Here is a 14,115-nt window from a genome sequence, read left to right on the forward strand (position 1 = left end):
CCCCGCGCCTACAGGGTACGGCGTGGGTCAGACCTTCTTGTACAACTGGCTGCCTTCCTGGCGGAACCGCTCGGCCTGCTCGCGCATGCCTTCCTCGACCGACACATCCACCGCCTCGATGCGCTGGTTGGCGGCGTACTCACGCACTTCCTGGGTGATCTTCATCGAGCAGAACTTCGGCCCGCACATCGAGCAGAAGTGCGCGACCTTGGCCGACTCCTTGGGCAAGGTCTCGTCGTGGAACGCACGGGCGGTGTCCGGGTCCAGGCCGAGGTTGAACTGGTCTTCCCAGCGGAACTCGAAACGCGCCTTGGACAGCGCGTTGTCGCGGATCTGCGCGCCAGGGTGGCCCTTGGCGAGGTCGGCGGCATGCGCGGCGATCTTGTAGGTGATGATGCCGGTCTTGACGTCGTCCTTGTTCGGCAGGCCCAGGTGCTCCTTGGGTGTGACGTAGCAGAGCATGGCGCACCCGAACCAGCCGATCATCGCCGCGCCGATGCCGGAGGTGATGTGGTCGTAGCCCGGGGCGATGTCGGTGGTCAGTGGGCCGAGGGTGTAGAACGGCGCCTCGTCGCAGCACTCGAGCTGCTTGTCCATGTTCTCCTTGATCAACTGCATCGGCACGTGGCCAGGGCCTTCGATCATGCACTGCACGTCGTGCTTCCAGGCGATCTTGGTCAGCTCGCCAAGGGTTTCCAGCTCACCGAACTGCGCGGCGTCGTTGGCGTCGGCGATCGAACCTGGGCGCAGACCGTCGCCCAGCGAGAAGCTGACGTCGTAGGCCTTCATGATTTCGCAGATCTCGTCGAAATGCGTGTACAGGAAGTTCTCCTGGTGATGCGCCAGGCACCACTTGGCCATGATCGAACCGCCACGGCTGACGATGCCGGTGACGCGCTTGGCGGTCAGCGGCACGTAGCGCAGCAGCACGCCGGCGTGGATGGTGAAGTAGTCGACGCCCTGTTCGGCCTGCTCGATCAGGGTGTCGCGGAACAGCTCCCAGGTGAGGTCTTCGGCGACGCCGCCGACTTTCTCCAGGGCCTGGTAGATCGGCACGGTGCCGATCGGCACTGGCGAGTTGCGGATGATCCACTCGCGGGTTTCGTGGATGTGCTTGCCGGTGGACAGGTCCATGACCGTGTCCGAACCCCAGCGGATGCCCCAGGTCAGCTTGGCCACTTCTTCCTCGATCGAGGAACCCAGGGCGCTGTTGCCGATGTTGCCGTTGATCTTCACCAGGAAGTTGCGGCCGATGATCATCGGCTCCAGCTCGGTGTGGTTGATGTTGGCAGGGATGATCGCGCGACCGCGGGCGATTTCCTCGCGCACGAACTCGGGGGTGATCTCTTTCGGGATGCTGGCGCCGAAACTGTGGCCGGCGTGCTGCTGGTTCAGCAGGCCGGCGGCACGGGCTTCCTGCAACTTCATGTTCTCGCGGATGGCGACGTACTCCATCTCGGCGGTGATGATGCCCTGGCGCGCGTAGTGCATCTGCGTGACGTTGGCGCCGGCCTTGGCACGGCGCGGGTTGCGCACGTGGGCGAAGCGCAGCTTGGCGAGCTCGGCGTCGTTCAGGCGCTGCTGGCCGAAATTCGAGCTCAGGCCGGCCAGGCGCTCGGTGTCGCCGCGGGCGTCGATCCACGCTGAACGCACATCGCCCAGGCCCTTGCGCACGTCGATGATGACGTTGGGGTCGGTGTAGGGGCCGGAAGTGTCGTACACCAGCACCGGGGCGTTGGACTCGCCGCCGAAGTCAGTGGGGGTATCGTGCAGGCTGATCTCGCGCATCGGCACGCGAATGTCGGGGCGCGAACCCTGGACGTAGACCTTGCGCGAATTGGGCAGGGGTTGCACGGACTGCTGGTCGACTTGCGCCGACTCGCTGAGGTGGATCGTTTTTTCTTGTTTGCTCATCACAGGCTCTCCAGACAGCTTCCTTTCGGACGGAATGTCGGGGTGAACCTGAAGGACGCGGACGCACCCCGTGATGGGTGCCGTGCCGGATACATGGAGTGCCTTGAGCTGGACGCTTCGACAATCCCGGACCTGGCACAAGAGTCTCGCCGGGAAAGCGAGCAATCTTGTTCCCTACGCAGGCGCTAACCTGATCAGGTTCAACGGGATCCGGAACTTTCCGATCTCAGCCTTCGATTCAAGGCACCCCGACAAGAACTTGCGCAGTCTAGACTGGAGTGGCCGGCAAAGCCAAGCGGCTAAATACGCGGGTGATGAAAAGCGCGATGGGCGATTGTTGCCAGGTGCGTGCGGCACTACACTGGCGCATCTTCCGATACTCAACAGTTCAGAAATTCAAGGATCGTTCTATGCTGCGCAAACTCTCACTGGCGATTGCCGTGTCTTGTGCGTCCAACGGAGTGGTCTGGGCAGCGGATGTGCCCACGACGGTGAAGACCGACCTGGTCAGCGTCTACCAGGAAGCCGTCGACAACAACGCCGACCTTGCCGCCGCCCGCGCCGACTACGGCGCCCGCCGCGAAGTGGTGCCCCAGGCCCGCGCAGGCCTGTTGCCGAACCTCTCGGCCGGGGCCGAGATGATGAACACCCGCACCAAGCTGGACGAACCCTCGATCACCTCCAACCGCAGCGGCAACAGCTGGAGCGCGACCCTATCGCAGCCGATCTTCCGCGCCGACCGCTGGTTCCAACTGCAGGCCGCCGAGGCGGTCAACGAACAGGCGGCGCTGGAGCTGTCGGCCACCGAGCAGAACCTGATCCTGCAAACCGCCGAGAACTACTTCGCGGTGCTGCGCGCCCAGGACAACCTGGCCTCGACCAAGGCCGAGGAGGCCGCCTTCAAGCGCCAGCTCGACCAGTCCAACGAACGTTTCGACGTCGGCCTCTCGGACAAGACCGACGTGCTGCAATCCCAGGCCAGCTACGACACCGCCCGCGCCAACCGGATCATCGCCGAGCGCCGCGTGCAGGATGCCTTCGAGGCGCTGGTGACCCTGACCAATCGCGAATACGCGTCGCTGCAAGGGGTGGTCCACACCTTGCCGGTGCAGGTGCCGACGCCCAACGACGCCAAGGCCTGGGTCGAGACCGCCGCGCGGCAGAACCTCACGCTGCTGGCGACCAACCACGCCGTCGACGCCGCCGAAGAAACCCTGCGCCAGCGCAAGGCTGGCCACGCCCCCACCCTCGATGCGGTGGCGCGCTACCAGAAAGGCGACAACGACAACCTCGGTTTCACCAACCCGGCGCCACAGCCCGGCGTGCGCTATGGCGGCGACGTGGAGCAGACCAGCATCGGCCTGCAATTGAACATCCCGATCTACAGCGGCGGCCTGACCAGCTCACAAGTGCGCGAGGCCTATTCGCGCCTGAGCCAGAGCGAGCAACAGCGCGAGAGCCTGCGCCGCCAAGTGGTGGAGAACACGCGCAACCTGCACCGCGCGGTGAACACCGATGTGGAGCAGGTGCAGGCGCGCAAGCAATCGATCATCTCCAACCAGAGCGCGCTGGAGGCCACCGAGATCGGCTACCAGGTGGGCACGCGCAACATCGTCGACGTGCTCGACGCCCAGCGCCAGCTGTACACCTCGGTGCGCGACTACAACAACAGCCGCTACGACTACATCCTCGACAACCTGCGCCTGAAGCAGGCGGCCGGGACGCTCAGCCCGCAAGACCTGCAGGACCTGGGGCGCTACCTGAAGGCCGACTACAACCCGGACAAGGACTTCCTGCCACCGGACCTGGCGGCGGCGGCGGCGAAGAATTTCGAACGTCGGCCCTGAATGAGGTTGTCTGGGCCGGCCCTATCGCGGGCTGGCCCCGCGATAGGGCCGGCAAGGTCAACCCACCAACCGCCCCAACCCCTCCAGTAACCGCTGCAGCGCCCCTTGGTTGGCCTGCATCACCGCCCTGCCCGCCTCGCCCATGCGCCGCGCATCCTGCGGCAACTCCACCAACCGGCGCACCGCAGCCGCCAGCCCCTGGGCATCGTCCACCTGCTGCAACGCCCCCGCCTCGCGCAACATCGCGCTGATTTCCAGGAAGTTGAACACATGCGGCCCGGTGATCACCGGCAGCGCCAGCGCCGCCGGCTCCAGCGGGTTGTGCCCCCCGGTGGGCACCAGGCTGCCGCCGACGAAGGCGATGTCGGCCAAGGCATAGAGGAACAACAACTCGCCCATGGTGTCGCCCAGCAGCACCTGGGTCCGCGCCTCGACCAGCGCGCCCGACGAACGCCGCACGGTGGCGAAAGTGTCCTCGCACAGGGCATGCACCGCCTCGAAACGCTCCGGGTGGCGTGGCACCAGGATCAACAGCGCATCGCCGTGCACCGCCAGCAATTGCCGATGCGCATCGAGGATCAGCGCGTCCTCGCCTTCATGGGTACTGGCGGCGATCCACACCGGCCGTTGCGACGCCGACCATTGCTCACGCAAGGCACGGGCGCGGGGCAGCAGTTGCTCATCCACCTTCAGGTCGAACTTGATCGAACCGGTCACTCGCACGCATTCGCCGCGCGCGCCGAGGCCACGGAAGCGCTCGGCCTCGGTATCGGTCTGCACCGCGATCAGGCTCATTTCCTCGAGCATCGGCCGGGTCAGCCCGGCGAAGCGCGCATAGCCGCGGGCCGAGCGCTCGGACAGCCGGGCGTTGGCCAGCGCCACCGGGATGCCGCGCTTGGCGCACTGGTGGATATGGTTGGGCCACAGCTCGGTTTCCATGATGATGCCGAGCCGGGGCCGCACATGGTCGAGGAAGCGCCCCGCCGCCCAGGGCAGGTCGTAGGGCAGGTAGCAGTGCTGGATCCGCGGCTCGTCCTTGAACATCGCGCGGATGCGCTCGGAGCCGGTCGGGGTCATGCAGGTCAGGGTGATGGGCAGGTCTGGGTAGGCCTGGAGCAAGGCGCGGACCATCGGCGCGGCGGCGATGCTCTCGCCGACCGACACCGCGTGCACCCAGATGCCGCCCTGGCGCATCGGGGGCAAATCGCAGGCGAAACGCTCGGCGATGCGCTGGCGGTAGGCTGGCGCCTTGCGACCGCGCAGGAACAGGCGCAGCGCGACCAGCGGCAGGCCCAGGTGAAACAGCAGGGTATAGAGGGTTCTGTTCATGGCCGCGCAGTTTACTAGGATCCATGTGAAAAGGCCTGTACCGCATCACGGGCAAACCCGCTAACCAATCGCCCGCAGGTGCACCGCGAAGCGTTCCGCCAGCCACTGCGCCGCCGGCCCCAGCGGTTGGTCCCTCCGCCACGCCAACTCGGCCACCAGCGCGGGCGGGCGCCACTCGCTTGCCAGCTCGACCATCTGCGCCTGGTAGGTTGGGTACTGCACCACATGCCGTGGCAGCCAGGCCCACCCCAACCCGCGCATCAGCAACTCGGCCATGGCGTAGAAACTGTCGGCTCGCCATACCTGCGGGCTGATCGCCTCGCCCCCGGGGTAGTCGCTCTCCTGGGGCGTGATCAGCAACTGACGATGACGCGCCAGTTGCTGACGCGAAACACTGCCCAGGCGAGCCAGCGGGTGGTCCACGGCGCATACCGTGACCATTTCCACACTGCCCAGCGCACGGCGCTCCAGCGACGCCGGAATGCTCTCATGATGGAAGAACAACCCCAGGTCGGCCCGCCGCTCCACCAATTTACGCGCCACATCGCCCTGGGCACCGCTGGCCAGCTGGACTTGCAGGTACGGGTAGCGGCTGGCCAGCTCGTCGAGGCTGTCGATCACCGGCTGGTAGGGCATCGCTTCGTCCTGGGCGACCCGCAGCAGCGCCTCCTGCCCCCGCATCAACGCCAGCGCCCGCCCCTCCAGACGCTCGCACTGGCGCAGCAGCTCGCGGGCGTCCTCCAGCAAGGCCTCGCCGCTCTCGGTCAGACGCGGCTGGCGGCCGCTGCTGCGCTCGAACAGGGTCACGCCAAGGTCCGCCTCCAGCAGCGCGATGGCGCTACTGACTGCCGATTGCGCCTTGCGCTGTGCCCGCGCCGCCGCTGAAAACGAGCGCAGCTCGGCGACCTGGACGAACAGGCGCAGTTGTTCGAGATCCCATTGCTCGGCCATCAGCCTATCTCCATACCAGATAGGTAATGACTTTACCCCATCCAGGTGAAGCCTAGAATGCCCGTCCAGTAACGGAGGATTCGCACCATGAACGCATATGTCTATCTGGCCATCGCCATCTTCGGCGAAGTCGTCGCCACCGCTTCCATGAAGTCGGTCAAGGGCCTCAGCACGCCACTGCCGCTGGTGCTGATGGTGTGCGGCTACGCGGTGGCGTTCTGGATGCTGACCCTGGTGGTGCGCAGCATTCCGATCGGCATCGCCTACGCCATCTGGGCCGGCATGGGCATCGTGATGATCAGCGTGGCGGCCCTGGTGATCTACGGCCAGAAACTGGATTATCCCGCCATGCTCGGCATGGCCATGATCGTCGGTGGGGTGGTGGTGATCCAGCTGTTCTCCAAGAGCACCGGACACTGATCATAGGCACATGTGCCTAACGCGGGCTGTATACTGGGCAATCGTTCCAGCCTACGAGGTACCCGCATGCCAACCGCCATTTCCACTGACGTCCTGATCGTCGGCGCCGGAGTCGCAGGCCTCTGGCTCAATGCCCGGCTGCGTCGCCTGGGTTATTCGACGGTGCTGGTGGAACGCGCGAGCCTTGGCGGCGAGCAGACCATCAAGTCCCAGGGCATCATCCACGGCGGCACCAAGTACGCCCTGCACGGCGCCCTGACCGGCGCCTCGGAAGCCATCGCCGACATGCCGCGCCGCTGGCGCGAGGCGCTGGCCGGCAGCGGCGAGCTGGACCTGTCCGCCACCCGGCTGCTGTCCGATGCCCACTACCTGTGGTCCCCCGGCACCCTGGCCGGCAACCTCACCAGCTTCTTCGCCAGCAAGGCCGTGCGTGGTCGGGTCGACCAGGTCAAGGGCGAGCAGTTGCCACCGGCGCTGCAAGACCGCCATTTCAAAGGCAAGGTCTACCGCCTGGCCGAATTGGTGGTCGACGTGCCCAGCCTGCTGGCCAACCTGGCGAGCCTGGCCGGTGACAGCCTGCTGGCCGGCGAGCGCATCGAACCGCTGCGCGAGGGCGACGATCTGGTCGGCCTGAGCGTCGACGGCCGCGAGATCCGTGCCCAGCGCGTGGTGCTCAGCGCTGGCGGCGGCACCGCCGACCTGCTCCACGCGCTGGGCCTGAGCCAACCGGCGATGCAGCGCCGACCGCTGCACATGGTCATCGCCAAGGGCCCCAACCTCAAGCCGCTGTATGCCCACTGCCTGGGAGGCGGGCCGAAGCCGCGCGTCACCGTGACCACCCACCCGGCCGCCGATGGCCAGTGGGTCTGGTACCTGGGCGGCGACCTCGCCGAAGCCGACGGCGTGGCCCGCGAGCCCGCCGCGCAAGTCGCCGCTGCGCAAAAGGAAGTCGCCAGCCTGCTGCCCTGGATCGACCAGGCCCAAGTGCGCTGGGCCACCCTGCGTATCGATCGCGCCGAGCCCGCGCAATCGGGCTTGGTGCGCCCGGACAACGCCTTCCTCGCCGAACAGCAGCGCCTGCTGGTGGGTTGGCCGACCAAGCTGGCCCTGGCGCCGGACTTTTCCGACCGCGTGTTGGCTGCGCTGGAGCGCGACGGCATCCATCCAGCCGCGCAACCGGACCTTGCCGACCTGCCCCGCCCGCCGCTCGGCGTGCCCGCCTGGGAGCAACTGCTGCCATGAGCCTGCCGACCCTGCACGACTTCCACCGCCCGCTGGGCAGCACCGGCCTGGGCGTTTCGCCGCTGGGCCTGGGCACGGTCAAGCTCGGCCGTGACCAAGGCGTGAAATACCCCACCGGCTTCACCATCCCCGACGACGCCGCCGCCCGTCTGCTGCTGGCCCAGGCCCGCGACCTGGGCCTGAACCTGCTCGACACCGCGCCGGCCTATGGCCGCAGCGAGGAGCGCCTCGGCCCGCTGCTGCGTGGCCAGCGCGAGCACTGGGTGATCGTCAGCAAGGTCGGCGAGGAGTTCGACAACGGCCAGTCACACTTCGACTTCAGTGCCGCCCACACCCGTCGCTCGGTCGAACGCAGCCTCCAGCGCCTGGAAACCGACCGCATCGAACTGGTGCTGGTGCATTCGGATGGCAACGACCTGGCCATCCTCGACCAGGAAGAGGTGTACCAAACCCTCGCCGAGCTCAAGCAGGAGGGCAAGATTCTCGGCTTCGGGCTCTCCGGAAAAACCGTGGCCGGCGGGCTGAAAGCCTTGCAGCAGGGCGACTGCGCCATGGTCACCTACAACCTCAACGAACAGGCGGAACGGCCGGTCCTGGACTACGCTGCCGAACACGGCAAGGCCATCCTGGTCAAGAAGGCGCTGGCCAGCGGGCATATCTGCCTGGCGCCGGGGGTCGACCCCGTGCAGGCCAGCTTCGAGCTGCTGTTTGCCCACCCCGGGGTGAGCAGTGCTATCGTCGGCACCATCAATCCGCTGCACCTGGCCCACAACGTGGCCACCGTCGCCCGCATCCTGGGCCAGGCCTGAGCCGCCCACGCGGCCGCCCAACGCAAGGAGGAGCCTCGTGGCGCGCACGCTGATCCGCAAGAACCCGAGCAATTTCAAGACCCTGCCACTGCATGTCGAAGCCACGCCCGACGGCCTGATCTACAAGAGCATCGGCATGCCGCTGAACTTCGCCCAGACCTTGCAGCGGCGCAAGGCGATCCAGGTCGCCGACCCCGAGCGCTTCGTGGCCGAACTGGCCAACCTCGGCGTCTCGGTGCGCCTGACCCTGCACTGGCAGAACCGCGACTACTGGGTGTTGGTGCGCCAACGGCGCCAGGACCGCGGCGACGTGGTGCTCAAGCTGATCTCCGGCTACGTGCCAGCCCAGGAGCTGAACATTCCCCTGCACACCGCCATCCAGGAAGTGGCCGAGGAATGCCTGCTGGAAACCCCGGAAGGCTGGCTGGGCGGGCGCTTCAACGATACCTGGCTGCCCGCGCCCTATGCTGCGGCGCTGCATTACCGTGAGGCATTGCCGGTGCAACTGACCCCCGAATCCGGCGCGGCCCGCCCGGTGCACTGCGGCAACCTGACGCTGCTGGAGCGGCCCCGGGCCTACGTGCACCTGCCCACGGCGTCGCTGCAACTGATCTACGACCTGCGCTTGCAGGTACCCAAGGAAGCCAAGTCGCTCAGCCTGTTCCACGTCGACGAGCGACTGGAGGGCGACCAGTTGGTGGCGCGGCTCAACCGCAAGCGCCCCGACCTGTACCTGATGCCGTTGCAGGACGGCCAGCCGTTGGCCGAGCTCTACACACTGAAGAAGGATCAGCTGACACCGGCGAGCACACGCGGGCTGTACCTGGCTGAGAGCTTCGCCCGGCAGGAAGGCTGGGTAGTGAAGGAGGAGCGGGTGCGCTGGAAGGAGTGGGTGAAGCAGCAGGGGCTGGTGGAACCCAAGGCCGAGCAGGCGTCACACCTGCGGCGGTTCAGTGAAAAGGCCAAGCAATTGTTGCAGCGGGCACGGACATCGTTGAACAAATGACGAAAGGGGCTGCTGCGCAGCCCCTCCTCACACACCGATCAATGCTTGCGGATCTTCTCGACGATCGCCGTGGTCGAGCTGTTCTCGACCAGCCCCAGCACCTTCACCGTGCCGCCAGAGGCCTTGACGATATCGGCGCCGACCACCTGGTCGATGCCATAGTCGCCGCCTTTGACCAGCACATCCGGCTTGACCTGGCGCAGCAGGTTCTCGGGGGTGCCTTCCGGGAAGCTGATGACCCAATCCACAGCGCCCAGGCCAGCCAGCACGGCCATGCGCCGGTCGACACTGTTGATCGGCCGGCCAGGCCCTTTCAAGCGGCTGACCGAGGCGTCGTCGTTGACCGCGACGATCAGACGATCGCCCTGGGCGCGTGCCTGCTCCAGGTAGGTCACGTGGCCAGCATGGAGAATATCGAAGCAGCCGTTGGTGAAGACGATCTTCTCGTTGTGCGCGCGGGCATCGTCGATGGCCAGCAGCAGTTGCTCCAGGGACAGCACGCCACGCTCGGAGCCTTCCTCGCGCTGGATAGCCCGACGCAACTCCGGGGCGCTGATGGCCGCGGTACCCAGCTTGCCGACCACGATGCCGGCGGCCAGGTTGGCCAGCGCCACGGCGTGGGGGAGGTCTTCACCGGCGGCGATGGCGGCGGCCAGGGTGGAGATCACCGTGTCGCCGGCACCGGTGACGTCGAACACCTCGCGGGCCCGTGCCGGCAGGTGCAAGGCAGGGTGGCCGGGGCGCAGCAGGGTCATGCCGTGCTCACCGCGGGTGACCAGCAGCGCGCCCAGGTCGAGGTCCTGCATCAGTTGCAGGCCCTTGGCGACCAGTTCGGCCTCGTCGGCGCAACGCCCGACGATGGTTTCGAACTCGCTCAGGTTCGGGGTGATCAGGCTGGCGCCACGGTAGATGGAAAAGTCCTTGCCCTTGGGGTCTGCCAGCACCGGAATGCCCTTGGCCCGGGCCGCCTCGATAAGGCTCTGGTGGTTGCGCAGCGCGCCCTTGCCGTAGTCCGACAGGACCAGGACCCTGACCCCTTCGAGCAGCGTGTCGACCTCGGCGCCCAGCGACAGCGGGTCGGTGGCGAAGGGTTCCTCGAAATCGATGCGCAGCAACTGCTGGTGACGGCTCATCACCCGCAGCTTGACGATGGTCGGCTGGTGGGCGATGCGCTGGAAGATCGAACGCACGCCTGCGGCCTGCAGGCTGTTGGCCAGGCTCTCGGCGGCCTCGTCCTGGCCGGTGACACCCACCAGCGAAGCCGGGGCGCCAAGCGCGGCGATGTTCAAGGCGACGTTGGCCGCGCCACCGGGGCGGTCCTCGATCTGCTCGACCTTGACCACCGGCACTGGCGCCTCGGGCGAAATCCGTGAGGTACCGCCATGCCAGTAGCGGTCGAGCATGACATCGCCGACCACCAATACCGGGGCTTGATCGAAACGCGGCATGGACAACTTCATGGGCAACCCATATGGAAAAATGAACAGGGGCAGGATATTAGCACACGGCAGACGGCGGCTTTACGGCCAACTGCAGTGGTGACAATCCCAGTGACAATCGGGGCCGCGCAGGCCCCGATTCATGAGGGTTTCAGGTGATGTCAGCCTTGTTCGGCTCATCCAGCCCCATGGCGTGCAGGCGGGCATAATGGCCATTGGCCTCGAGCAGCTCGGCATGGGTGCCGCGCTCCACCAAGCGGCCCTGGTCCATGACCAGGATCATGTCGGCCTTCTCGATGGTCGACAGGCGGTGGGCGATCACCAGGGTGGTGCGGCCCTGCATCACGTGGTCCAGCGCCGCCTGGATATGCCGTTCGGATTCGGTGTCCAGTGCCGAGGTGGCCTCGTCGAGGATCAGCAGCGGGGCGTTCTTCAACAGCGCCCGAGCGATCGCCAAGCGCTGGCGCTGGCCACCGGAGAGCAGCACACCGTTCTCGCCCACCTCGGTGTCGAAGCCCTTGGGCAGTTGGTCGACGAACTCCTTGGCATAGGCATCGGCGGCGGCGGCCTCGATGGCCTCGCGCGGCGCGCCGGCCAGGTCGCCGTAGGCGATATTGTTGGCCACTGTGTCGTTGAACAGGGTGACGTGCTGGGTCACCTGGGATACATGGCGACGCAGGTTGCGCAGGCGGTAATCCTCGATCTCCACGCCATCGAGCAGGATCTGCCCGGTGTTGTGGTGGTAGAAGCGCGGAATCAGCGCGGCCAGGGTCGACTTGCCACTGCCGGAGCGGCCCACCAGGGCGATCATCTGCCCAGGCTCGGCAACGAAGCTGATGTCGCTGAGCACCTGGCGCTCGGCACCCGGGTAGGTGAAGCTCAGGTTGCGCACCTCCAGGCGGCCTTCGACGCGCGCTTTCTCCACCGTGCCGGTGTCGACCTCGGGCTTCTCGTCCAGTTGCTCGAAGATGCTTTCCGCGCCGGCCAGGCCCTTCTGGATGGTCGAACTGACCTCCGAAAGCTGGCGAATCGGCTTGGGCAGCAGGCCGGCGGCGGTGATATAGGCAACCAGGTCGCCCGCCGAAGCGTCACCGCGCAGGAACAGCACCAGGAACATCAGCGCGGCCATGGCGCTGTAGATCACCAGTTGCAGCGCCGGGGTATACAGCGCGCCGGTCTTGTTCATCCGCAGCTGCTTGTCGGTGTTGCTCTGGCTGGCGTTCTTGAAGCGCTGCTCTTCGTACGCCTCGCCACCGAAGCTGCGCACCACGCGGTAACCCTGGATGGTCTCGGAGGCGACGTGGGTGACGTCGCCCATCGCCACCTGGATCTTCTTGCTCTGCTTGCGGAACTTCTTGCTCGCAGTGCTCACCATCACGGCGATCACCGGCAGGATGGCGACCATCACCAGGGTCAACTTCCAGTTCATCCACATCAGGTAGATGAACAGGAACACCACGGTCAGGCCTTCACGAATCACCACCTTGATCGCATCGGTGGCGGCGCCGGTGACCATGGTCACGTTGAAGGTGATGCGCGAGATCAGGTGCCCGGAGTTGTGGTTGTCGAAGTAGCGGTTGGGCAGCACCAGCAGCTTGTTGAACAGCTCCAGGCGCAGGTCGTGCACCAGGCACAGGGAGACCTTGGCCAGGTAATAGTTGCCGAGGAACGAACCCAGCCCCTGCCAGGCGGCGATCAGGATGATCAGCAGCGGTACCGCCTGCAGCAACTGCAGGTCGCGCAGGTAGGGCACATCGGGGAACAACACCGCTTGCGGGTTGCTCAGGCCGTCGACGAAGTATTTGAGGATCCCGGCCAGCATCGGCTGGGTCGAGGCGAAGATCACGAAGCCCACGATGCTCAGCAGGAAAATGCCGATATAGGGTTTCACGTAGCCCAGCAGCCGGAAGTAGATCTTCAGGCTGGTGGGTTGCTCCGCGGGGCGCGGTGTTTCGGCCATCATCGAGCTCGCTGTTCAGGTTGAACCGGAAATTTTACCACAGGCATCCCGACCGGCATGCACCCACGGCAACATCATCGCCAGGCCGACTGGCAGCCAACTGATGAACCACTCGGCCCGCGGGGTGCCGGTGAGGCTGGCGGCGTCGAACTGCATGGCCAGGGTGGAGAACACCCAGAGGCCCAGCAGGACCTTGCCGAAGTGGGTATGGCGGGCACGCACGATCTCGCCCAGGGAGAACAGCCAAACCGCCACCCACAGCACCATGCCGGGCAGGCCCAGTTCGACGGCGACATGGGTGAACATGTTGTGGGTGTGGTCGAACGGTATGCCCGCGACCTCAACGCGATAGAACGCACCCAGGCCCAAGCCGACCCACGGATGCTCAGCGATAATTCGCACAGACGCCTGGAAGATTTCCGGTCGATAGGACGAGCCGCGCTGCATGACCAGGTCATGGAAGAGATAGAACGCGGCCGCAGCGGCAAGCAGTGCCAACCCGGCGAACAGGCTGCTTTGCCGGTCACGGAACCACAAGGGAGACAGCACAACCGTAAAGACCAGCGCCAAACCGGCGCCGCGGCTCTGGCTGAGCATCACGAACGCCCCCAGGCAGGCCAGGGCCAAAACCCAGCCCAGCTGCAGCAAGCGCTGGCGCGGCGCCTGAAAGAGCAGCACGAGCACAGCGACACCAACGACATAGGCGCCAAGAATGGGATGGGAGATCTCGCCGATGCCTTCAAGGCGGGCAACCCAGGGATTGTTCAGCCGGACATAGAAGTGAAAGATGGATACCAGGGCCGCGACAGCCAGTAGTGCGCCGCCTATTTGCAACACCAGCCGATTACGCGCCGAACCGAGCTGGGCCAGCAACGGAAACGCCATGAGGAACAGCAGGATATACAGCAGCCGCTTGCCCTCGCGCGCGCCCTCCTCGGTCGAAGACCAGGCCAGGCTGAGCGCACTCCAAACCAGCAACAGCGCGACCGCGCCCCACAACGCCGGCTGGCGGCGCCAGGCTTGGGCAAACACGCCACGTGCCGACCAGCCCAGCACCAGTGTAGGTAGCCAGAGGAACAGGATCAGGCCCTGCTGATAGACCTTGTTACTCGGCGACAGCGCAATCGCCGCCAGGAACCAGACAAGTCCGAAGCCCAGCCAGACCTGCGCCCAGCGTTTCTGATACAACATCCGTTCC

At 66.0% G+C, this 14,115-nt stretch carries 11 protein-coding genes and 1 riboswitch; of the genes, 5 read left to right on the plus strand and 6 right to left on the minus strand.

What is annotated here, in order from left to right:
* Window positions 1–27: 27 nt before the first annotated feature.
* Window positions 28–1,914, minus strand: a complete 1,887-nt coding sequence (gene thiC / locus P0Y43_RS24600; protein ID WP_275639850.1) for a phosphomethylpyrimidine synthase ThiC — start codon at window positions 1,912–1,914, stop codon at window positions 28–30.
* 154 nt (window positions 1,915–2,068) lie between these two features.
* Window positions 2,069–2,175, minus strand: a riboswitch (TPP riboswitch).
* A gap of 149 nt (window positions 2,176–2,324) precedes the next feature.
* Between thiC and P0Y43_RS24605 the strand changes: the two genes are divergently transcribed.
* A complete protein-coding gene (locus tag P0Y43_RS24605; protein WP_275639851.1) occupies window positions 2,325–3,761 on the plus strand; it encodes a TolC family outer membrane protein in 1,437 nt (478 codons plus the stop codon).
* A 57-nt stretch (window positions 3,762–3,818) separates the two neighbouring features.
* Here the strand turns inward: P0Y43_RS24605 and waaA are convergent, their stop codons facing one another.
* Both waaA and P0Y43_RS24615 read right to left on the minus strand, forming a co-directional pair.
* Window positions 3,819–5,090, minus strand: coding sequence for a lipid IV(A) 3-deoxy-D-manno-octulosonic acid transferase (gene waaA / locus P0Y43_RS24610; protein WP_275639852.1), 1,272 nt, complete (start codon window positions 5,088–5,090; stop codon window positions 3,819–3,821).
* Between the two features lie 60 nt (window positions 5,091–5,150).
* Window positions 5,151–6,041: a LysR family transcriptional regulator gene (locus P0Y43_RS24615; RefSeq protein WP_275639853.1), complete on the minus strand. Its 891-nt coding sequence runs from the start codon at window positions 6,039–6,041 to the stop codon at window positions 5,151–5,153.
* Between the two features lie 87 nt (window positions 6,042–6,128).
* Here P0Y43_RS24615 and P0Y43_RS24620 point away from each other — a divergent pair, with 87 nt between their 5' ends.
* From P0Y43_RS24620 to P0Y43_RS24635, 4 genes are all read left to right on the plus strand, one after another.
* Complete coding sequence (locus tag P0Y43_RS24620; RefSeq protein ID WP_275639854.1) at window positions 6,129–6,461, plus strand: DMT family transporter; 333 nt, start codon at window positions 6,129–6,131, stop codon at window positions 6,459–6,461.
* A gap of 66 nt (window positions 6,462–6,527) precedes the next feature.
* Window positions 6,528–7,703, plus strand: coding sequence for an NAD(P)/FAD-dependent oxidoreductase (locus P0Y43_RS24625; RefSeq protein ID WP_275639855.1), 1,176 nt, complete (start codon window positions 6,528–6,530; stop codon window positions 7,701–7,703).
* Window positions 7,700–8,512 (plus strand): aldo/keto reductase, encoded by an 813-nt coding sequence (locus P0Y43_RS24630; protein WP_275639856.1) that lies wholly within the window; start codon window positions 7,700–7,702, stop codon window positions 8,510–8,512. Before P0Y43_RS24625 ends, P0Y43_RS24630 begins: the two co-directional genes overlap by 4 nt.
* A gap of 37 nt (window positions 8,513–8,549) precedes the next feature.
* Complete coding sequence (locus P0Y43_RS24635) at window positions 8,550–9,518, plus strand: metal ABC transporter ATPase (RefSeq protein WP_275639857.1); 969 nt, start codon at window positions 8,550–8,552, stop codon at window positions 9,516–9,518.
* 38 nt (window positions 9,519–9,556) lie between these two features.
* Here the strand turns inward: P0Y43_RS24635 and hldE are convergent, their stop codons facing one another.
* The 3 genes from hldE to P0Y43_RS24650 all read right to left on the minus strand — a co-directional run bounded on the left by hldE (window position 9,557) and on the right by P0Y43_RS24650 (window position 14,108).
* Entirely contained in the window at window positions 9,557–10,978 is a 1,422-nt protein-coding gene (gene hldE, locus P0Y43_RS24640; RefSeq protein ID WP_275639858.1) for a bifunctional D-glycero-beta-D-manno-heptose-7-phosphate kinase/D-glycero-beta-D-manno-heptose 1-phosphate adenylyltransferase HldE, read from the minus strand.
* A gap of 130 nt (window positions 10,979–11,108) precedes the next feature.
* On the minus strand, window positions 11,109–12,917 hold the full coding sequence (gene msbA / locus P0Y43_RS24645) for a lipid A export permease/ATP-binding protein MsbA (protein ID WP_275639859.1): 1,809 nt from the start codon (window positions 12,915–12,917) through the stop codon (window positions 11,109–11,111).
* 15 nt (window positions 12,918–12,932) lie between these two features.
* Window positions 12,933–14,108 (minus strand): O-antigen ligase family protein, encoded by a 1,176-nt coding sequence (locus P0Y43_RS24650; protein ID WP_275640221.1) that lies wholly within the window; start codon window positions 14,106–14,108, stop codon window positions 12,933–12,935.
* Window positions 14,109–14,115 lie beyond the last annotated feature (7 nt).

Source organism: Pseudomonas entomophila, from assembly GCF_029193575.1.
Classification (GTDB): domain Bacteria; phylum Pseudomonadota; class Gammaproteobacteria; order Pseudomonadales; family Pseudomonadaceae; genus Aquipseudomonas; species Aquipseudomonas entomophila_G.